The sequence below is a fragment of the Bacillus sp. CCB-MMP212 genome (assembly GCF_022748145.1).
In the GTDB taxonomy this organism is placed as follows: domain Bacteria; phylum Bacillota; class Bacilli; order Bacillales; family Bacillaceae_G; genus Bacillus_A; species Bacillus_A cereus.
Genome location: NZ_JALDQE010000010.1, coordinates 1 through 21232, shown reverse-complemented (window position 1 = coordinate 21232; position 21232 = coordinate 1). Strand labels below are relative to the sequence as shown.

Genomic DNA, 21232 nt, shown 5'->3' with positions numbered 1-21232 from the left:
TAAAATAATAGAGAGGTGAGAGTATGGCTGTCATTACAAAAATAGAAGTACAAAAACGATCGAAAGAACGATTTAATATTTATATTGATAAAGGCCAAGGTGAAGAGTACGGGTTTAGTGTGGATCAAGTAATCTTAATGAAACATGGATTACAAAAAGGCTTAGAAATTGATGAAATAGAGTTAGGAAATATTTTGTACAATGAAGAGGTACAAAAAGCATATTTACAAGCAATCTCCTATTTATCCTATCAAATGAGAACAAAACAAGAAATAGAAGATTTTTTACGAAAAAAAGAAGTGGGACAGGCCATCATCTCTGAAGTCGTTTCGAAATTATTACATGACCGATATATTAATGATAAAGAGTACGCTGTTTTATATACACGAACGCAAAGTAATGTGAATCGAAAAGGTCCAACTGTTATTAAAAGAGAGTTGTTAAATAAAGGTGTTCAAGATTTACTTATTATGCACAGTTTACAAGAATATCCGAAGGAAAAGCAAATTGAGAATGCCTTGTTTCTCATAGAAAAGAAGAAAAAATCTTATCAAAAGCATTCTTTTTTACAAATGAAGCTAAAGTTAGATGAGATGCTTGTTCGAAAAGGATATTCTAGAGAAGTAATTCAAATTTGTTTGGAAGAATTGAAAGACGAAAGAGATGACGAAAAGCAACAAGAAGCGTTACACTATCATGGGAATAAATATTATGAGAAATATAAGAAGTATGATGGATGGACATTTGAAAACAAGATGAAACAAGCGTTATATAGAAAAGGATTCTCGATTGATGAAATTGAGATATTTTTGCAAATGAAACGCGAAGAGGAATGAGGAGAATAAGATGAATATGCCAAAACGCTACAGTGAAATGACACCGCATGAGCTAAGGGAAGAAATTGGCGCTTTGAAGGAGCAAGCAGTAAAAGCTGAGCAGCTTGGGATTGTCAATGAATTTGATGTATTAATGAGAAAAATGGCAATGGCTCGTGCTTATATGACGGATATAAACAAGTTCCGTATTGGTGAAATATATGAATTAGTAGAAGAACCTGGTGTATTATTTAAAATTACGTATTTCAATGGGGTATTTGCTTGGGGATATAAGCAAAATGATAATGAAGAGATTGGCATACCAATTTCCTTATTGCAAGAAAAATAAAAACCAGAGAGCACATATCTCTCTGGTTTTCATCTTTGGTAGGCGTTAAAGGAGATAGGAGATTCTAAAATTGGCGTTTTTTACATTCATTTGCCAATATAATGAGAGACTGGGTTTGTTGCGTCTGTCCGTTAACTTGCGCTTTCGCATGTTTTGGACGAGTCCACGTATGGTTAAATAATTCAGAACGACTATCTAAGCGATCACGGTAGCTCATCTTTATCACCTCGTGTAGGAAGTTAATTTAATTTGTACTACTCTTCCTGCTGATTTGCAGCACGCATACGTTCTTGTGGGTGCGTGTTAATTGTGCCGTTAGGTCGCTTCGAAGCGAAGCGTGATTTCGCTTTCGGCTGACCGTCGATTTTGCTGTTGTTTTTTGACTCAGACCAAAATTCGGCTTGTTTACCCATTGCGAACGCCCTCCTCCTCATCAGTTGATACCTCTTTAAGAAGTATCACTTATAGAATGTGCAAAACAGAAGAAACTATCCTTTAGAAATGAAGGGATAAATAGGTAAAAGGAGATTAGAACATGAATGATATTTATGAAGCATTAACGAAAGAATTATTAGACAAGAATGACAAGCTTTCTTACGGACAAGCTCGTGCATGGGTTGAATTACTTTGGGAAGATTTTCAAACAACTTATGCAAAATCAGGGCGTTATCAAGGTGAGGAAATGACTGAGCAAGTGGTACGATCATGGATTAATAATCATGGTGTACGCCTTCATGAAATGCGTACAAACAATCCGAAGTATAGTCATTTAATTAATCAAGAAGATCATTTGAAACATTAAAAAAAGCGACTTGAGTCGCTTTTTTTAATGTGGAAGTAATTCCAGTTTTTTTCGAAGTTTTTCTTCACTAAAAATCCATCCTGTATAGGAACTAATAATATTTAAATTATGGTCGAGCTGAACAATCGCGACAAATGGATAATAATCTTTACTTCGATACCGTAAATCAATGAATCGTACTTCGTAATAATGATCATGATCAAAAATATCCCAGCGATATACAGGAGAGAAAGATAGGAAGGCCGAGATGTTTTCATCTTGTTTAGCTGCTCGCATAATATCATTGTCTGGGAACGGTACCCGATCGAACTTGTCATATATCATGATGTTACCACGGTGCCATCTCGCAACGTAGTAATAATCAGCTGTAACGACTGCTAAATGATAATGATAAAATCGGTAAGAAGGAGAAATGATAATCTTTTCGACATTTTTGAAACGTTTGTGTACAACGCTTCTTATATTTCTGTGCATCATAATTCGTCCGATATAGTAAACAATCATTAATATATATGCTGCTAAGGCAGTGTATCCTTTATGAGAACCGACGAGCATGCAAGCAATTGCAAGTATATGGATAAAGAAAATTACGGTATCGAATGTATTAATCACGCCGAGTGCGACCCATTTTTTTGTGAAAGGCCGTAATGCTTGTGTACCATAGGCGTTGAAAATATCTACAAAGACGTGAAGGAAGACTGCAATAAATGACCAAAGTAGTAGATGAAGATATGGAGCGTCTGAAAAGAAGGCGAAAGAGATGCCACTTATAAGGAATGACCAAAGAATTACCGCGGGAATGGAATGAGTAACTCCGCGATGATTTCTTATATATTTAGCGTTATTACGCAATTTTAAAACTGTGTCAATGTCAGGAATGTTGGAACCAGCAATTGTAGCAAGCATAACAGCTTGTGGGCCAATATCACTTTGTGCTATGGCTGGATCTAATGTTGCTAAGCTACCTAAAGTGATACCCATAACAAGGTGAGTGGCTGTGTCCATAGAAATCCACCTCCGTTTTTTATTAATGTAACTCTTTTTATTCGATACCTCAAGTCCTTTGCCTTCAATTTCCTATGTCATCTTACTTAAATTTTTTCCTAAAATCTTTATAATAGTACTTATATGCAAAAAAATGAGGGGGATCAAGTTTGACACTTGAAATACTAAAAAATTTTAATATAGAGCAGTTTCAAAATGATTTAATTGGTTGGTTTGAAGAAGAACAGCGCGACTTACCATGGAGAAAAAATAAAGATCCATACCGCGTTTGGGTTTCGGAAATTATGTTACAGCAAACAAGAGTAGAAGCTGTAAAACCATATTACGCAAATTTTATGGGGAAGTTTCCTACACTTGAAGCGTTAGCGAACGCAGATGATGAAGAAGTATTAAAAGCATGGGAAGGTTTAGGATATTATTCTAGAGCACGTAATTTACATGCGGCAGTAAAAGAGGTAAAAGAAGTATACGGCGGGGTTGTACCGAGTGATGTAAAGAAAATTGAAAAGTTAAAAGGTGTCGGACCATATACAAAAGGCGCTATTTTAAGTATCGCATATGGTATACCAGAGCCGGCAGTTGATGGAAATGTTATGCGTGTATTATCTCGCATTTTATCAGTATGGGATGATATTGCAAAACCAAAGACTCGAAAAGTTTTTGAAGAGATTGTGCGTGAAATTATTTCGAAAGAAAATCCATCTTATTTTAATCAAGGTTTGATGGAGTTAGGTGCATTGATTTGCATTCCAAAAAATCCATCTTGCTTACTTTGTCCTGTACGTGAGCATTGCAGAGGATATGCTGAAGGTGTTCAAAAAGAACTACCAGTAAAAAGTAAAGCGAAAGCTCCTACAATGGTACCGCTTGTTGCAGGAGTACTTCAAACTGAAGATGGTCGTTACGTTATTAATAAACGTCCAAGTAGCGGATTATTAGCTAATATGTGGGAGTTTCCGAATATTGAACTTGGCGAAGGGATTCGAAGTCAGAAAGAACAGCTTATAGATTATATGAAAGAAAAGTTTGAGCTTTCGATTTCTATTGATGAGTACGCAATGAATGTACAACATACATTTACTCATCGTACTTGGGATATATTTGTATTTTACGGAAAAGTAACCGGTGATATTGTTGAAACAGATACATTGAAACTTGTATCGAAAAAAGCATTTGAGCAGTTACCTTTCTCTAAATCGCATCGTACGATTTATGAGAGTTGTGTTGAGAAAATTACAATGCAATAAACAAAAAAGTGTTCCCTAAATTGGGAACACTTTTTTAATCGTAAGAAATTTTTGTCCCATGAGTCCAACTGGCATCACCTTCTTGTAAGCCGCCCCTTGATTCGATCTCTATTACAATTTCTTTATAAATACTTTGCCCTTCCGCATTTAAATAGGGCAAAATCTGTTGTAATGAATGATGAAAATAAGCTAATTCATCTTCTTTCCATTCGTTTTTTGAAAGCATCGTTAGTTCAGTCATATCGCGTCCTATATACATATTTCCACCTCCATTTTCTATAGTTTGAATGAGTAACAAGAGATATATGCGGAATTTTTTCAAAAGAAAATTACGGATAGCTTCTAGTTGAATTGGTTACATTATTGATTGTGGAGGTGAGAAAGATGAGTAAAAAACAACAAGGTTATAACAAGGCAACTTCTGGTGCTAGCATTCAAAGTACAAATGCTAGTTATGGTACAGAGTTTGCAACTGAAACAAATGTACAAGCAGTAAAACAAGCAAACGCACAATCAGAAGCAAAGAAAGCACAAGCTTCTGGTGCACAAAGTGCAAACGCTAGTTATGGTACAGAATTTGCAACTGAAACAGACGTGCATGCTGTGAAAAAACAAAATGCTAAGTCAGCTGCAAAACAATCACAATCTTCTAGTTCAAACGAGTAATGAAAGAAAAACACTTCTCCAATTCGAGAGAAGTGTTTTCTTTGTGTGCGGGTCATTGTAATGAAAAGAAAGTGAACGACATAACTTCTAATAAGTCAACAAATGTTGTCAAAGGAGAAGGAAGTTAAAGATTAGAAATATGTAATTAGGAATAATAACTGATGAAGAAATCCAAAAGGGGGTAAGTAATGAACGATTTTGATAAGTTGGTGGGAGAACAATTGGAAACGATGGATGAGCTGTTAAAATTGCAATCACACTTAGAGAAGTATCAACAAATTGAAATGAATGAAAAAGAAACGTGCGATAAAAAAGAACTGCATTTTATCCGTCAGGAAATATATAGAACAGAAGTAGCGTTGAAGATGTTACATGAGAAATTTGAAGAACAAACGAATAGTGTAATCCAATCTTTTGCAACTGAAAAAATGATTTCAAATTTAGGATAAGATATATTATTGCCTTCAGGTGAAAAGTCCTTCAAATAGAGAGGGGCTTTTTCTATTACATGTCCTCGTTTATAAATAATACAGTACAATCCTTGTTTTCTGAGAAGATTGGGTATTATTGTATTCAACGATAAACCTCCTGCATATTCAGTGTGGAAAATAGAGTCTTATCCCTTTAGTTTTAAAATTTTGACAAAAAAGTTATAATAGAAGAAAAGTGAATGCCGTTCAAAGGGCATTTGCAGTTGAAAGAAGGGAGCATATATGGGATTTCCCAAAGAAGGAGAAAAAGTACAAATACATAGTTATAAACATAATGGCTCCATTCATAGAATGTGGGAAGAAACAACAATTTTAAAAGGGACACAGAGTCTTGTGATCGGAGCGAATGATCGTACAGTAGTTACAGAATCGGATGGCCGAACATGGATTACGCGTGAACCAGCAATTTGTTATTTTCATGCCAACTATTGGTTTAATGTGATTGGGATGCTTAGGGAAGAGGGCGTATATTATTATTGTAATTTAAGCTCCCCTTTTGCGTATGATTCTGAAGCATTAAAGTATATTGATTATGATTTAGATATTAAAGTGTATCCAGATATGACATATACGCTTCTAGATGAAGATGAGTATGAAAAACATAGTCAAATTATGCAGTATCCACCTGTTATCGATACAATTTTAAAACGAAATGTAGCACATTTAACACAGTGGATTCATCAAAGAAAAGGTCCGTTCGCACCAGACTTCGTAGATATGTGGTATGAACGATATTTAATGTACAGAAATTAAAACAAACCTGCAGGGGGCTTCCCGGCAGGTTTGTCCTATTAGAGGGGGGATTATGTGCAGGGCATAAAAAGATATTTACAATTTGTTAAACCATATCGATGGCTTATCGCTATTACAATTATTATTGGACTAGTTAAGTTTGGTATCCCACTTATTATGCCGTGGTTATTAAAGTATATTATCGATGATGTAATTCAAGGCGGAGGTTCACTTCAAGATAAAACATCTCAATTAATAACAGCGATTGGAATTGCTTTTTTTATTTTTGCGGTATTAAGACCACCGATTGAATATTATCGTCAATATTTCGCGCAGCGTATCGCAAATACAATACTGTATGATTTGCGGAAGTATATTTTCGGTCACTTACAAAAGTTAAGTTTACGTTATTACTCCAATACAAAAACAGGAGAGATTATTTCGCGTGTCATCCATGATGTAGAACAAACGAAGGATTTTGTAATTACTGGTTTGATGAACGTCTGGTTAGATACTGCAACAATTGCTATTGCCATCATTGTTATGTTTTCTATGAATATAAAATTAACATTTGTTGCATTATTGATTTTACCTATTTATGTAATTGCAGTGAAATATTTTTTCGGACGTCTTCGGAAATTGACGAAAGAGCGTTCACAAGCGTTAGCGACGATGCAAGGGTATTTGCATGAACGTATTCAAGGAATGCAAGTGACACGTAGCTTTGCGTTAGAAGAGTATGAGGGGAAGCAGTTTGAAAAAAGAAATAATGAGTTTTTAACGAAAGCATTAACCCATACAAGTTGGACGGCGAGAACATTCTCGGCAGTAAATACGTTAACAGATTTAGGTCCATTACTTGTGATTGGTTTTGCAGCATATGAAGTAATTCAAGGGCAGTTAACGCTAGGGACGATGGTAGCTTTTGTTGGATATATGGATAGTTTATATAGTCCGCTTCGCCGCCTTGTTAATTCATCTACAACATTAACACAATCTTTTGCATCGATGGACCGTGTGTTTGAACTGTTAGATGAAAAATACGATATTGTTAATGTGCCAAATGCGGTACAAACGAAAAAATTAAATGGAGAAATTGTATTTGATAATGTTTCTTTTCGTTATAATGCAGATGAAAAAGAGATATTACACAACTTGTCATTAACTATGCAGCCTGGAGAGAAAGTAGCGCTTGTAGGAGCGAGTGGGGGAGGAAAGTCATCTCTTGCTAGTTTGATCCCGCGTTTCTATGATGTTTCTGAGGGAGCGGTTTATGTAGATGGGATAGATGTAAGAAAGTATAATATGAGAAATTTACGTAGTAATATTGGAATTGTACTGCAAGATAATTTATTGTTTAGCGATACAATTGGAGCAAATATATTATATGGAAATCCGAAAGCTACAGAGCAAGAAGTGATTGCAGCTGCCAAAGCTGCGCAAATTCATGATTTTATTATAGACTTACCAGAGGGTTATAATACTGTCGTTGGAGAACGTGGTGTAAAGCTATCGGGCGGGCAAAGACAACGTGTGGCAATTGCACGAGTGTTTCTAAAGAATCCGTCGGTACTTATATTGGATGAAGCAACTTCGGCATTGGATTTAGAAAATGAAAGGTATATTCAAGAGGCGCTTCAGACGTTAGCTGCTGACAGGACGACGATTATAATCGCACATCGATTAGCGACGATTACGCATGTTGATACGATTATTTACATTGAAGACGGTGAGATTAAAGAGACTGGTTCTCATGAAGAGTTAATGCGAAAAAGAGGATTTTATTACAATTTATATCAACTTCAACATATAACAGAAACAGCTCCTTTAGCATAAAAGGAGCTGTTTTTTTATTCGTCTTCTTTTTTATCATCGATTTGGAGTTCTTTTTCTGGTTTATGGTATGTGTAGAAGCTATCTACAAGTAAATCTAAATGCTCTACTTCTTCACTATAGTTAATAATGGAAGAAATAAGAGGGAAGAGATGTAGCCATGTTTTATATGCTTCTTCATCGTCCTTATTTTGATATTCCATAAAGATATCAATTAATTCTTGTTTACCCGTTTCAACTTCATCAAGCATTTCAACTGATTGTTGTTTTTTTGCTTTACCAATAAATTTTAATAAAACTTGTTCATGATAATGCGTTAATGAGTCAAGTTCGTTTTGGATAGATTCCTGAAACTCTTCTGGCATGTAACGCAGTTCGTTTTCAGTACGGTGTAATGATTTTAACGTACTTAAAGCACGGCTTGTTGTCGCTAACATTTGTCTGAATAAAACGAGCTTACGAATTTTTGCGAACTTTACTTTTTTCGTGTAGCTTCTTTCTTCTTTATACAGCAAATAGTAATGGTTTAATTTGATCATTTTTTCTTTCATACGATCAATATCAGTTTTTAGCGTTGTAAAATCAGAAGCTTGCCTGCTATTCATTCGAATCCATTTTACAATTTCTTCAGTATTATCAACGATACGATGATAAAGTTTTGTTTCATATTTCGGCGGCATAAATACTAAATTTACAAGTGAAGCCGCAATAATACCAATCATAATCGTCGCAAAGCGAAGTAAGGCAAAACTAAAGAAATCTTCGCCTTGATACTCCATAATGGCGATAACTGTTACTAAAGCAATTGATATTGTGTTTTCTAATCGTAATTGCAGTGTAAGAGCAATTACTAATATACATGTTAATCCAATAATAAAAGGATTATGTCCAAAAGCAGTAGCAAATGCGATAGCAAATATCGCACCGATTACATTTGCTTGAATTTGTTCAAGTGCGGTTAAATAAGAACGGTATACAGACGGTTGAACAGCAAAGATAGCTGAAATTCCCGCAAATACCGGACTCGGTAATTGAAGTAAAATACAAGCAAATAAAGCTAACGTGATGGCAATACCCGTTTTTAAAATGCGAGCACCAAGTTTCATACCCTTAATAAGATCCTTTCTCTTGTCATAATGAATGTACAACATGATACTATACATTCATTACAATATGTTAGCAAGTGATATTTTAGTGACGTTAAAAGAAATTAGTATTCATTTTATCGCGTTAATTGTGAACAGTAAGATTCCCGCCTCTAAATTCAGTAGCTGGATGCCGGTAAACGCTCAATTGCTGTAGGCTAATTAAAGTTTCACTTTATAATTTTTCCTAATTTCTTTTAAACATCAGTTTTTAGTAAAAAGACCTGCTGAATTTCAGCAGGTCTCAAATTGTTACTATAGATTACTATGAGAAGTGTACTTCGTCAATTTTTTCTTAATAATGAAAATTACTCATGTTACTCTGTTGAGATAGATGGATCTGCCTGTTCTTTTTTCGGGATAATCTCAAAAAACTGGTTCTGTATATCATCTAATAATGGTGTTAACAAAGCAACTTCCTCATATTGCTCGTGCTCGTTTAGTACACGAATATAGTCTAGCAATAATTCAGTTACATCTTTCAAACCATTTTTACTAATTGGTTGTAATGTAACATTTGCGCCTTTTGCGATTCTTCTTTTTAAGGCTTGTTCTGTTAAGCCTAAGTTTGAATCACGACGCAAATAAACAACACCGCCAGTCATGCCAGCGCAAATCCATGGACCAGGGTCACCTAAAACAAGCGCTCGCCCATTTGTCATATATTCAAAAGCAAAACCTTTAATATTGGAGTATGCACCTATATTTCCTTGCTCTTTTTCACGGAGTGGTTTTGTTATTCTACCTCCAATTATCATGTCTGCCCCAGAAAGGCGAATGCCAGCGCGAGCATCAGCGTTCCCTTGTACGTATAGTGCCCCTTTTTGTGCGCCATATCCAAATCCTTTTCCGACAGAACCGTTATAATATACTCCATCTTTTCCTTTTGATTTCGTTATATAAATCCCACCACCAAAGGAAGTTTTACCAATGCCATCTTGTGCGCCGCCATTTACGTGTATAAATAAATTTTCACTATTGTAAGCACCTAACCCATTTCCGGGAATAGAACCATTCGTATACTTTAATGTAAGTGGTTCAAGTTGAGTAGCTTCATATAGTTTACTGCGAACGCGATAACATGATTCTAGACCACCCATAACGCGTTGCTCTACACCAACGCCTACTAATTCTTTTGAGTCAGCGGAATGAACGGTTTTAAATTGTTTTTCCGGCACGTCTTCTGTTGTTGTAACAGATGGATGTTCTAGTATTTGTAGTAAATTACATAAGTTTAATAAATTTTTGCCTCGAACTTGCTCTAATAAATCAGAACGCCCAACAATTGCTTGTAAATTTGTATATCCAAGCTGTCCTGTTAATCGTTGTAGTTCTACACCGAAAGAGGTGAATAAATTTAACAGGCCGGCAACTGCGCTTTCTAATTCGCGCGGAACGAAGCGGCGTAATCCGTGTTCTTTTGCTTGTGCTTCAGACTCGATTTGTGTCGCAATTCCAACATGGCAAGTATCTAGATGGCACCCACGGCAAGTAGTACAGCCGATTGCAATCATTGATAGTGTGCCAAATCCAATACGGTTTGCTCCGAGGAGCATGATTTTCAAGGCATCATTTACACTTCGAATACCACCATCTGCCCAAATCTCTACTTTATGTCTCATACTTGCTTCTAATAAAGCGTTGTGAGCGGCTTTAACACCAATTTCTACAGGGAGACCTACATGCTGCAATGCGTGAATACGTGCAGCACCTGTTCCGCCATCGAATCCGCTAATGTTAATAAAATCAGCACCAGCTTTGGCTATACCGACAGCAATTGTTCCGATATTAGGAACGACAGGGACTTTCACGGCTACTTTGGCAAGTTGATTAGCTGTTTTAATTTCTGTAATCATTTGAGCTAAATCTTCAATTGAATAAATATCATGGTTATTAGAAGGTGAAATTAAATCTGAGCCGATTGTCGCATTACGTGCTTCAGCTATTTTGGCTGTCACTTTTGAACCAGGTAAATGTCCACCTTCCCCAGGCTTTGCGCCTTGACCGATCTTGATTTCAATTAAGTTTGATGAGTTTAGTAGTTCGGCATTTACTCCAAATCGTCCAGATGCCACTTGTTGTCCACGTGTATGTGGGTATTTCCCAATCATATCTTTAATTTCGCCGCCTTCACCGTTCAAGCTAATCATATTTAGCTGATCGGCCGCTTCTGCATATGCGCGAAAGGCGATTTCGTTTTGAGAACCAAATGACATAGAACTAATAATAAATGGTAAATTATGATTTTGAATGCCGATAGATACTTCTTCAGTTGGAACGACATGTTTTGTTTGTTTCGTTTGAACAAGGTGTCTGATTGCGATTGGATTATTCTCTTCTAGTTCACTTAACTTGTCACGGTAATCATCATAAGAATTTCCTTTTGCAACATCGCCAATTGCTTTCCAAATTCGCGGGAATATATGAAATGATTTTCGCATTCTAATTTTAGGATTGTTATAATCCTCTGCTCGTATTTTGGCATCTTCAGTAAGTGATTCAAGTGAAAAAGCTAAATCATTTGAACCGAAGAAATTTGTAATTTGTAATATATTTGCAATTTCCTCATGTAACCCAATAGATGAATAGAGACGTCCGTAACCACGTAACTCATGAATTCCAATTGTTGAAATGACTTTTTCTAGTCCTTTATTAAGTGCATTATACAGATTCGTAATTGGTATTTTTGTTCCATCATTTACAGTCGCGAATAATAAATATGGATTAATACTATCTGCTCCTAATCCATATAGCGTTACAATGTCATGTAAGGAGCGAAGGGCACCAGAACGTATAACGAGAGAACAATTGCGGCGTAATTTATTTTCACTTAATGCTTGATGTACTTTAGCGGTAACTAAATGTGGATCAATCCACAAGCGTTCATTTAGATGAGCTTTTGCGTCATCTAATACTAGTAGAGAAGCACCATTGTTAACAGCAGCTATCGCTTCAGAACTAATGCGGCTTAATGCACATTGCAGGGTTTCTGACGAGCTGAATGTAGCAGAGATTGTGGCGATAGAGTTATGAGTCATAAATAGCTCTATGAGTTGTTCATACGTAATTGTGTGTAATTCCTCTGCAATAGGTTGTGCCACGCTGCCTTCTAAAATAATTGGTGAAAGCATTTCAACTACAAATGGCCGTTTTGCGCCGCTTAATAAACTTGGACGCTCTCCAAGTACAGTACGTGTAGAGAAGTGTTCAATTTCACGGTCACGGTCAATTGCAGGGTTTGTAACAACAGCTACACTTTCTTTAATAAAGTCAGCGATATTTCGTCTATCAGTATCGAGTGCGGCAAGTGGTGAGTCATGCCCAAGTGAGCGTATTGGCTCAACGCCTTTTGTTGCCATCTGTTCAAGGAGCTGAATATGTTCTCGGTCCCATCCGAAAGCGACGTATTGTTTCGTTTCAACTTGAACAGAATCACATAGCCCTTGGATTTTTTTCGTTTCAGGGATAGATAAATTTAAATGGTAATTGGTAGTATCAATTCGCTTTTTAAAACGGTTATATACTTGGATTTGATATTTGTCATATTCATAAAGAACAAGTTCATCTTGTTCATTCCATTTTAATCCAACCTTTTCTCCAGGGGCGAGTGGTTTTGGTTCTGCTACATATTTAGTTGGTGATACAACTCCAGGTTCAGAAGAGAAAATATAAGAGCTCTCTGTCTCTACTTTCCATACTGGGCGTAATCCAAGGGAATCAACACTGAAAACAGCTTCATCTTTAAAACGGGAAATGATGCCAGCTGGTCCTTGTGCAAAATGTCCCCATGCTTCACGTATATACGTATATAAATCTTGTAAAGGTGTTTCATAAAGTTTAATTTCATTAATAATTGGAGGGAACAATATTTCCATTGCTTCAAATAAGCTGTAGTCGTATTGAACAAGTAGGGTTTCTAAGGTGCGGTTTAAATCTTGCGAGTCACTGCCTCCAGCAGTAAGTGGTACATCAATCATTTCAGCTTGATCGCGTAATTTTGCGATTGTGTTAATTTCACCATTATGTCCGAGAATGCTAAATGGTTGTACACGAAAAAAATTAGATAATGTATTAGTAGAGTAGCGGTTATGTCCTAATGTCATAGTTGAAGCGATAAGTGGATGTTGTAAATCATTATAGTAGGCAACAAGTGTATCACCAGCACCTAGAACTTTATATACAACATGATCACGACTTAATGAAGTAACATGAATTGCTTCGTTTTCCTCTATTTTTATTGTGACAGAAAATAATGTTTGCTCAATATTTGTAATTTCGTTTTCTGCGATAAGGGCAACTTGCCAAAATAAAGGTTCTTCTTGTTTGCCAAGTGGACCGAGTGCATCGGAGTTTGTTACATCATCACTTTCGAAAATGATTGTAAAGTTTTTGTTGTTTAATTGCGTACGAATATAATCTTTTAAGATAGTAATGTTTTCTTTTTTATTTAGAAAAAAATGTCCAACGATAAAGTGGGGATGATCCACAATCGTTGGATTATATCCGCTACTTTTTAGTTTTTCATTCCAAAGCGCTTTTGGTACATCAATGTGAATGCCGATGCCATCGCCCTCACCATTAATGAAACCAGCTCTATGATTCATTTTGACGAGTGATTGAATACAAAGGTCAATGTTTTCTTTTGTAGCAATTTTTCTTTTCTCCATAACGGAAACGATTCCACACGCATCGTGTTCTGCATTTCTATAATCTCGAAATAAAGACGGTGTCCATGTATTTTTTGTATTGAGCATCCGTCAATCCCCCCTCTTGTAAAAGTTAGAATAATCTTACTATTTAAGGTGCAAATCACCTTGTACACAGAGATAGTAATGCTGTAAAAGAATATAAAACAGATAATTATGAATAATTATACTATTAATACGGGATTTATGAAATAGAAAAAAGGAAAAAAGAAAGGTGAGCTTTCTTTTTTCCTTTTAATGACGGGATTATTTATTGTCTGCTAGGGCAGCAAATGCTCTGCCGACAGCTTCGATTGTATATTCAATATCTTCTTTTGTATGTTCTGTCGTTAAGAACCATGCCTCGTATTTAGAAGGTGCTAAGTTAACTCCTTCTTGAAGCATAAGCTTGAAGAATTTACCGAACATTTCACCGTCTGTATCTTGTGCGGCATCGTAATCTTCAATTGTATTTGTTGTGAAGTATACAGTTAAAGCTCCTTTTAGACGGTTTAATGTAATGTCGATATTATGTTTCGTTGCTTGCTCTAAAATTCCTTTTTCAAGCATTGCACCAAGTTCATCTAATTTCTCATAAAGTCCTTCTTGTTGAAGCACTTCTAGACAAGCGATACCTGATGCCATAGAAGCAGGGTTTCCTGCCATTGTACCAGCTTGGTATGCAGGTCCAAGCGGAGCAACTTGTTCCATAATTTCTTTCTTACCACCGTAAGCACCGATCGGTAAACCGCCGCCAATAACTTTACCAAGCGCTGTTAAGTCAGGTGTCACACCAAGTAAGTCTTGAGCACCACCGTACATAAAGCGGAAAGCAGTAATAACTTCATCGTAAATTACTAGTGCGCCAGCTTCGTGAACAAGTTCATTCACTTTTTCAAGGAATCCTGGTTTAGGCTCTACAATACCGAAGTTTCCAACAATCGGTTCTACAAGGATAGCTGCTACTTCATGACCCCATTTATCTAACGCCTCTTTTAAAGTTTCTACATTATTAAATGGAACGGTAATAACTTCTTGTGCGATACTTTGTGGTACGCCAGCTGAGTCAGGAGTTCCTAAAGTAGAAGGACCAGATCCAGCTGCCACAAGTACTAAATCAGAATGGCCGTGGTAACAACCAGCAAATTTCATGATTTTTGTGCGACCTGTATAAGCACGAGCAACACGAATCGTTGTCATCACTGCTTCGGTACCAGAGTTTACAAAACGGACTTTATCTAATGCAGGCATTGCTTCTTTTAACATTTTTGCGAATTTTACCTCTAGCGCTGTTGGTGTTCCATAAAGTACCCCATTTTCAGCAGCTGTTGTAATCGCTTTTGTTATATGCGGATGAGCATGTCCGGTAATAATAGGACCGTATGCTGCTAAATAATCGATATATTTATTTCCGTCTACATCCCAGAAATAAGCGCCTTTCCCGCGTTCCATAGCAACAGGAGCGCCGCCGCCAACTGCTTTAAAAGAACGAGAAGGACTGTTAACACCGCCAACGATATGCTCTAAAGCTTCTTTATGTAATTCTTCTGACTTTGTGAATTTCACTACAATTCATCTCCTTACAAAAATCTATGTATTATTCTAACATGTTTTTCGAAAAGACGTATTGTTTGTGATAGCGAAGGCAGTTGGGTAAACTATTCGTTGTGACATTTAGGAGGGGGGTCCGATTATGAAATCGGTAATTGAGGTACAAGGGTTACGTAAAGAGTTTACAGCCTATTCAAGTCGTCCGGGCTTAAAGGGTGCATTTCGCGATTTATTAAATCGTAATTATAAAATAGTACCAGCAGTAAATGATGTATCTTTTACTGTAAAGCAAGGTGAAATGGTTGGTTATATCGGTGAGAACGGTGCTGGTAAATCAACAACAATTAAAATGCTTACGGGGATTTTGACTCCGACATCAGGGCAAATCACAGTAAATGGAATGAATCCACATAAACAAAGAGAAGAATTTGTAAGAACAATTGGTGTTGTCTTTGGACAGCGCTCGCAACTTTGGTGGGATATTGCAGTCCAAGAATCGTTTCGTTTATTAAAGAAAGTGTATGGTGTATCAGACGCTCAGTATAAGGAGCATATGGAGCACGTAATTGAAACGTTAGATATAGGGCCTTTATTAGATAAACCAGTTCGAAAATTATCTCTTGGTCAAAGAATGCGTTGTGAATTAGCAGCAGCCTTAATTCATAATCCACCGTTATTATTTTTAGATGAGCCAACAATTGGGTTAGATGTACTTGTGAAATTGAAAATACGTGAATTTTTAAAAGAAATGAATGAACGTTATAAAACAACAATTTTATTAACTACTCATGATATTACGGATATTGAAGCTTTATGTGAGCGTGTTATCATGCTGGATGAAGGAAATATTATGTATGACGGTTCTTTAAATAATCTTCGTACGCAGTGGGGAGCAGAGAAGGAAATACACTTTCAGTTTGTTGCACCAGTTTCCTATCAGGCTTTATCAATGGTTATGCCAGATAATCATGTTGTTTGGTCGAAAGCGAAAGAGGAAAAAGCATGGGTTGCAAAAATTCCGAATGAAGAAGTTATTATTTCGATGCTTATTTCTAAAGTAGTACAAGCATTTCAAATTAAAGATTTAAAAATTAACGAAGTGTCTACAGAGGAAATTATTCGTAACATTTATGAAGAAGGTATTACGCATGGGTAAGTATATTGAAATGATTCGAATTCGCTTTTTAATGATGCTTGCGTATCGCACAAACTATTATAGCGGGATTTTAATTTATACAATTAATATCGGCGCATATTATTTTTTGTGGCAAGCAATTTATAGCGGAAAAGAGAATATTGAAAGTTTATCTATTTCGCAAATGACTACGTATATCGCAATCGCGTGGATGGCACGTGCGTTTTATTTTAATAATATAGATAGAGAAATTGCGATGGAAATTCAAGAAGGCCGTGTGGCTGTAGAATTAATTCGTCCTTACAACTATTTAGGTATGAAAGTTATGCAAGGTCTTGGCGAGGGGATATTCCGTTTTGCATTCTTTTCCATCCCGGGCATGGTTATCGTTACGCTATTATTTTCATTGCAAATTACAACGAATTTTCAAACGTGGTTATATTTCTTCTTATCTTTAATATTTAGTTTTATTATTAATACACAAATTAATTTAATGACGGGAATGCTTACGTTTTTCCTATTTAATAATAGTGGAATTATGTATGCAAAACGCGTTGTTATTGATTTATTTTCAGGTCTATTATTACCAATTAGTTTTTATCCGTTATGGGCCCAAAAAGCAATGATGTTTTTACCGTTTCAGGCTATTAGTTATATTCCAAGTATGATTTTTTCTGAAGGTATACAGGGGAGTAAGTTGTATGAGGCTTTAGTATTTCAAGTGATTTGGGCAATTGTACTTATTATTCCAATTGTACTCATGTGGAGAACGGCGAGAAAACGTCTAATTGTACAAGGGGGATGATGAGATGCTATATATAAACTTATTTTTACAATATGCAAGTCAATATATAAAAACGAAATTGGAGTATCGAGGCGATTTTATCGTTGGTTTACTTTCTGATTTATCGCTTCAAGCAGTTAATTTAATATTTATTCTCGTTGTATTTGGGCATACACAAGCATTGAAGGGATGGAGTCGAGAAGAGGTAATCTTTATTTATGGTTTCTTTTTAGTACCATTTGCCATCTTTTCAGCTTTCTTTAATATATGGGATTTTAATGATCGATACATTATTAAAGGGGAGATGGATCGTGTATTAACGCGACCGATCCATAGCCTATTTCAAATTATATTAGAAAGAATGGAACTTGAATCTTTAATTGGAGCCATTACAGGGATTGTTGTAATGGGATATGCAGCTGTGGAGTTACAATTATCTTTTTACTGGTATGATTTCTTCTTATTTATATTGATGGTAGGAGGAGGAGCACTTGTATATGGAGGGATATTTGTTACGCTTGCGAGCCTTGGTTTTTGGTCGGATGCGAAAAGTTCAATTATGCCCCTTATGTATAACATAGGTAATTACGGGCGCTATCCTGTTAATATTTATAATCGTGTAATTCGTTTCATTTTAACGTTTGTTTTACCGTTCGCGTTTGTTGGAGTATATCCAGCAGCGTACTTTTTAAGAAAAACAGAATGGAATAGTTATGCATTCGCGACGCCACTTGTTGGTGTTATCTGTTTTACAATTGCAATCAACCTCTGGAACCAAGGAGTAAAAAGATACCGTGGCGCGGGTAATTAATTATAGAAGCTTGTTCGTTTCTAAGGGATAAATCAGTCCTCCACCTCATACATATAAAATGAGGTGGAGGACATGTTATGGGGATTTATTCTATTAATTGCAGCAATCGCTATTTTGAAAAGTGTCCAATTATTATGGAGTTCCTATTCAGATTCAACGCGTTTTTTTTCGCTGTATAATTTGGCCACATTATTTTTGATCTATACAACAGTACTGATCGCGTTTGGATTAAGTTACGTTGTATTAGAGGAAATGGGTTTCGCAGTTTTGAAAGAGGACGGAGAAAGTTTGAACGCTCATTCTTTTCAACTCGTTGAAGTTTGTTTATATTTTAGCGCAGTTACTTTATTGTCTGTTGGATATGGTGACATATCTCCGATTGGAATTGGGCGGTGGATTGCAATTGCAGAAGCGCTAATTGGATATACACTCCCTTTTGCTTTTGTGATGAGGTCTGTAATAGACAATGAAAAATAAGGAAGCATTTGTTATAGTAAAGGAAAAGAGTAGGAGTGATAACAATGATTACAGTAGGAGAAATGGCACCAGAATTCACATTAGAGGGAAGTAACGGAGAAGAAGTTAGCCTAGCTGATTTCCGCGGTAAAAATGTAGTTCTCTATTTTTACCCGAAAGATATGACGCCAGGATGTACAACTGAAGCATGTGATTTTCGTGATGCGTATGGAGTATTTCAAGAGAAGGATACGGTTATTCTTGGAGTAAGTCCTGATTCAGCGAATAGACATTTGAAATTCATTGAGAAACATGAATTGCCATTTACCCTTTTAGTAGATGAAGATCATAAAGTAGCAGAGTTATACGATGTTTGGAAGTTAAAAAAGAACTTTGGGAAAGAGTATATGGGAATCGAGCGTTCTACATTCCTTATTAATAAAGACGGTGAACTTGTAAAAGAGTGGCGTAAAGTGAAAGTGAAAGGACATATTGAGGATGTTCTTTCTTATATAAAATAAATCTACGTTGGAGATAAAATATGCAGAAACAAGGCAAGTGTCTATACATATTTTACTGCCTTACATAAAGTGGAAGTGTAGGGCATACCTCCTCAGATGATAGTATTCCAAGTGCGATTATGTCGCACTTTTTTCTATTTAATATATGAAGAAAAAGGGAAAGATACATAAAAACAAGTCCTGAATATAAAAATAAACCACATACTTATAGTAGAAATATTGACGATTTATAAGAAAAGGAGTACACTCTTTATAAGAATTATAAAATAATAATCCGTATAGAATCGGGGTGCATGACGGTGGTCAAAGAAGAATTAAAAGAAGCGCTAGAAATGCTGAAAAATACGGGTGTACGCATTACTCCACAGCGTCATGCTATTTTAGAGTACCTTGTGGAATCAATGACGCACCCAACAGCGGATGATATTTATAAAGCATTAGAAGGTAAGTTTCCAAATATGAGTGTTGCAACTGTCTATAATAACTTACGTGTGTTTAAAGAGGTTGGACTTGTAAAGGAATTAACTTATGGAGACGCTTCAAGTAGATTTGATTATGTTACAAGTCAACATTATCATGTAATTTGCGAAAAATGTGGTAAGATTGTTGATTTTCCTTATGGAGGCTTGGAAAAGCTGGAAGAGGAAGCTGCGAAAACGACAGGCTTCGTTATCAATAGTCATCGCTTAGAAATTTATGGCGTTTGTCCAGAGTGTCATAAGGCGTAATATATAATAAAGAAAGGGGCTGACGGCTATACGTCAGCCTCTTTCTTTATTATATAAGGATTAGCGTGAGGTTAATCAGGATTTACAGTGCTAAGTTAGTAAGAAGGGATAGATAAAAGTTTGTCGAATTTACTTTGTAGTTGGTGGAAATGAATTCTTGGAGGGGACATTTTGAAGAAATATGAGATTAAAAGTGACATTCCAACATTGGAAGAATATAAATATTTATGTGATTCTGTGGGATGGACTAATTATATGAACTTTGAGGTGGCGGAAATATCACTTCAAAATTCGATTTACTGTATAACAGTCAAGGATAATAATCAAATCATCGGCATGGGGAGAATTGTTGGTGATGGGGCTATCTATTTCTATATTCAAGATATAGTGGTTCATCCAGAGTATCAAAAGAATGGTATTGGAAAGAAAATAATGAATACTTTAGTAGAATACTTAAATCAGAATGCTCCAGATAAAGCATTCATTGGTTTGTTTGCGTCGCAAGGTAAAACGTCATTCTACGAAAAATATGATTTTAAAGATTATTCGCCTAACATGACAGGGATGTTTACTGTTATTTCGAAAAAATAGGTGTAATAAATTTAATAAAACAATTAAAAAGTTGATTTCTTAATAAATCAACTTTTTAATGAGTTGAAACGTTTGTAGTGTTGCAAACTCGTATTTCCCTTGATACTTATGATTTATAACTCTTCTTATTATACTTTTCATCAAATTCTTTTCCTTCTAGATCTCGATCTAGTGTTAAAGGTTGATTGCAGTGCATACATGCATCGACACGGCCGAGCATTTTTGTTGGCTTATCACAGCTTGGACAAATAATTTGGATAGTCTTAGTAGATAACATACCAATCCAAAAGTAAACGACAGTGCTAGCGATAACAGCTAAAAAGCCAACCATCATAAACGTTGTCATAACAATAATGTTTTCGCGGAAAAAGACACCTAAGTATGCAATGAAGAGGCCGATAAATACTAAACTTAATGCAAAGGTCCTGATTTTATTGATTTTGTTTGAATACTTAATGCTCATTCTCACCACACTCCTATAATAATAATATAACATAAAATTTAGAATTTTCACTCTCGTGTAAATTGATAAAGGGATAAGATATGAAATGGATAGGAGGGGAGCCATGAAGAATGAATGGGTGCTATAATGATTTTTACAGCGATTTTTAAGTTTTTAACGGGATGTGAAATTTTTTTGTAAAAAGTATTGACCCTGTATATACTGCATGATATATTAATAACCGTCGCTGATGCGGAAACGCAGAAAACGAAAAAAAGAAATTAAAAAACTTAGTTGACATTGAAAAATGAAGATGTTAACATAAGGAAGTCGCAAATGAGCGACCAAGTAGTTCTTTGAAAACTGAACGAAACAAACAACGTGAAACGTCAATTTTTATTTTTAGATGCTAGACAAACTAACTTTATTGGAGAGTTTGATCC

The 21232-nt window shown here is 35.8% G+C and carries 24 protein-coding genes; 16 read left to right on the top strand and 8 right to left on the bottom strand.

Going from position 1 to position 21232, the window contains the following annotated elements; translation table 11 throughout:
* The first annotated feature begins 23 nt into the window (after nt 1-23).
* Together recX and MRP26_RS23280 are read left to right on the top strand one after the other, a co-directional pair.
* The gene (gene recX, locus MRP26_RS23285; protein ID WP_053565320.1) at nt 24-836 is read left to right on the top strand and encodes a recombination regulator RecX; all 813 of its coding nucleotides are present in this window, start codon (nt 24-26) and stop codon (nt 834-836) included.
* A gap of 10 nt (nt 837-846) precedes the next feature.
* Nucleotides 847-1164, top strand: a complete 318-nt coding sequence (locus MRP26_RS23280) for a YfhH family protein (RefSeq protein ID WP_001057023.1) — start codon at nt 847-849, stop codon at nt 1162-1164.
* A gap of 64 nt (nt 1165-1228) precedes the next feature.
* Here the strand turns inward: MRP26_RS23280 and MRP26_RS23275 are convergent, their stop codons facing one another.
* On the bottom strand, nt 1229-1381 hold the full coding sequence (locus tag MRP26_RS23275; RefSeq protein ID WP_000122093.1) for a YpzG family protein: 153 nt from the start codon (nt 1379-1381) through the stop codon (nt 1229-1231).
* A gap of 37 nt (nt 1382-1418) precedes the next feature.
* Nucleotides 1419-1577: a small, acid-soluble spore protein K gene (locus MRP26_RS23270; RefSeq protein WP_000517891.1), complete on the bottom strand. Its 159-nt coding sequence runs from the start codon at nt 1575-1577 to the stop codon at nt 1419-1421.
* A 122-nt stretch (nt 1578-1699) separates the two neighbouring features.
* On the opposite strand from MRP26_RS23270, the gene MRP26_RS23265 reads away from it, so the two are divergent.
* Nucleotides 1700-1966: a YfhJ family protein gene (locus MRP26_RS23265; RefSeq protein ID WP_000998159.1), complete on the top strand. Its 267-nt coding sequence runs from the start codon at nt 1700-1702 to the stop codon at nt 1964-1966.
* Nucleotides 1967-1990: 24 nt separating this feature from the next.
* On the opposite strand, the gene MRP26_RS23260 is transcribed toward MRP26_RS23265, so the two are convergent.
* A complete protein-coding gene (locus MRP26_RS23260; protein ID WP_000379115.1) occupies nt 1991-2971 on the bottom strand; it encodes a metal-dependent hydrolase in 981 nt (326 codons plus the stop codon).
* Nucleotides 2972-3120: 149 nt separating this feature from the next.
* On the opposite strand from MRP26_RS23260, the gene mutY reads away from it, so the two are divergent.
* Nucleotides 3121-4218: an A/G-specific adenine glycosylase gene (gene mutY / locus MRP26_RS23255; RefSeq protein ID WP_088022131.1), complete on the top strand. Its 1098-nt coding sequence runs from the start codon at nt 3121-3123 to the stop codon at nt 4216-4218.
* A 34-nt stretch (nt 4219-4252) separates the two neighbouring features.
* Here mutY and MRP26_RS23250 read toward each other — a convergent pair whose 3' ends face one another.
* Nucleotides 4253-4477, bottom strand: coding sequence for a hypothetical protein (locus MRP26_RS23250; protein ID WP_000275439.1), 225 nt, complete (start codon nt 4475-4477; stop codon nt 4253-4255).
* Nucleotides 4478-4602: 125 nt separating this feature from the next.
* On the opposite strand from MRP26_RS23250, the gene MRP26_RS23245 reads away from it, so the two are divergent.
* The 4 genes from MRP26_RS23245 to MRP26_RS23230 all read left to right on the top strand — a co-directional run bounded on the left by MRP26_RS23245 (nt 4603) and on the right by MRP26_RS23230 (nt 7943).
* Nucleotides 4603-4884, top strand: a complete 282-nt coding sequence (locus MRP26_RS23245) for a gamma-type small acid-soluble spore protein (RefSeq protein WP_000039034.1) — start codon at nt 4603-4605, stop codon at nt 4882-4884.
* A 188-nt stretch (nt 4885-5072) separates the two neighbouring features.
* Nucleotides 5073-5333 carry a YgaB family protein gene (locus MRP26_RS23240; RefSeq protein WP_088022132.1) on the top strand — a complete coding sequence of 87 codons (261 nt, stop codon included), beginning with the start codon at nt 5073-5075 and terminating at the stop codon, nt 5331-5333.
* 264 nt (nt 5334-5597) lie between these two features.
* Nucleotides 5598-6128 (top strand): nucleoside tri-diphosphate phosphatase, encoded by a 531-nt coding sequence (gene ntdP, locus MRP26_RS23235; protein ID WP_000506627.1) that lies wholly within the window; start codon nt 5598-5600, stop codon nt 6126-6128.
* Between the two features lie 54 nt (nt 6129-6182).
* The gene (locus MRP26_RS23230; protein WP_053565318.1) at nt 6183-7943 is read left to right on the top strand and encodes an ABC transporter ATP-binding protein; all 1761 of its coding nucleotides are present in this window, start codon (nt 6183-6185) and stop codon (nt 7941-7943) included.
* Nucleotides 7944-7957: 14 nt separating this feature from the next.
* On the opposite strand, the gene MRP26_RS23225 is transcribed toward MRP26_RS23230, so the two are convergent.
* Nucleotides 7958-9046: an aromatic acid exporter family protein gene (locus MRP26_RS23225; RefSeq protein WP_000765787.1), complete on the bottom strand. Its 1089-nt coding sequence runs from the start codon at nt 9044-9046 to the stop codon at nt 7958-7960.
* Nucleotides 9047-9089: 43 nt separating this feature from the next.
* On the opposite strand from MRP26_RS23225, the gene MRP26_RS23220 reads away from it, so the two are divergent.
* On the top strand, nt 9090-9242 hold the full coding sequence (locus MRP26_RS23220) for a hypothetical protein (protein WP_153601216.1): 153 nt from the start codon (nt 9090-9092) through the stop codon (nt 9240-9242).
* A gap of 160 nt (nt 9243-9402) precedes the next feature.
* Here MRP26_RS23220 and MRP26_RS23215 read toward each other — a convergent pair whose 3' ends face one another.
* Both MRP26_RS23215 and hemL read right to left on the bottom strand, forming a co-directional pair.
* Nucleotides 9403-13839: a glutamate synthase-related protein gene (locus MRP26_RS23215; RefSeq protein ID WP_242806992.1), complete on the bottom strand. Its 4437-nt coding sequence runs from the start codon at nt 13837-13839 to the stop codon at nt 9403-9405.
* 198 nt (nt 13840-14037) lie between these two features.
* Entirely contained in the window at nt 14038-15336 is a 1299-nt protein-coding gene (hemL, locus tag MRP26_RS23210; RefSeq protein WP_053565316.1) for a glutamate-1-semialdehyde-2,1-aminomutase, read from the bottom strand.
* A 127-nt stretch (nt 15337-15463) separates the two neighbouring features.
* Here hemL and MRP26_RS23205 point away from each other — a divergent pair, with 127 nt between their 5' ends.
* The 7 genes from MRP26_RS23205 (at nt 15464) to MRP26_RS23175 (ending at nt 20347) form a co-directional block, all read left to right on the top strand.
* Nucleotides 15464-16477: an ABC transporter ATP-binding protein gene (locus MRP26_RS23205; RefSeq protein WP_242806990.1), complete on the top strand. Its 1014-nt coding sequence runs from the start codon at nt 15464-15466 to the stop codon at nt 16475-16477.
* Nucleotides 16470-17261: an ABC transporter permease gene (locus MRP26_RS23200; RefSeq protein WP_000521519.1), complete on the top strand. Its 792-nt coding sequence runs from the start codon at nt 16470-16472 to the stop codon at nt 17259-17261. The genes MRP26_RS23205 and MRP26_RS23200 overlap by 8 nt, the downstream gene beginning before the upstream one ends.
* 4 nt (nt 17262-17265) lie before the next feature.
* Nucleotides 17266-18051: an ABC transporter permease gene (locus MRP26_RS23195; RefSeq protein ID WP_000965774.1), complete on the top strand. Its 786-nt coding sequence runs from the start codon at nt 17266-17268 to the stop codon at nt 18049-18051.
* A gap of 72 nt (nt 18052-18123) precedes the next feature.
* Entirely contained in the window at nt 18124-18528 is a 405-nt protein-coding gene (locus tag MRP26_RS23190; RefSeq protein WP_000964343.1) for a potassium channel family protein, read from the top strand.
* Between the two features lie 44 nt (nt 18529-18572).
* On the top strand, nt 18573-19028 hold the full coding sequence (bcp, locus tag MRP26_RS23185; protein ID WP_000633711.1) for a thioredoxin-dependent thiol peroxidase: 456 nt from the start codon (nt 18573-18575) through the stop codon (nt 19026-19028).
* Nucleotides 19029-19327: 299 nt separating this feature from the next.
* Nucleotides 19328-19756: a peroxide-responsive transcriptional repressor PerR gene (perR, locus tag MRP26_RS23180; RefSeq protein ID WP_000237829.1), complete on the top strand. Its 429-nt coding sequence runs from the start codon at nt 19328-19330 to the stop codon at nt 19754-19756.
* Between the two features lie 171 nt (nt 19757-19927).
* Nucleotides 19928-20347 carry a GNAT family N-acetyltransferase gene (locus tag MRP26_RS23175; protein ID WP_000759743.1) on the top strand — a complete coding sequence of 140 codons (420 nt, stop codon included), beginning with the start codon at nt 19928-19930 and terminating at the stop codon, nt 20345-20347.
* A 106-nt stretch (nt 20348-20453) separates the two neighbouring features.
* Here MRP26_RS23175 and MRP26_RS23170 read toward each other — a convergent pair whose 3' ends face one another.
* Nucleotides 20454-20810: a YgzB family protein gene (locus tag MRP26_RS23170; RefSeq protein WP_000025067.1), complete on the bottom strand. Its 357-nt coding sequence runs from the start codon at nt 20808-20810 to the stop codon at nt 20454-20456.
* Nucleotides 20811-21232: the final 422 nt, after the last annotated feature.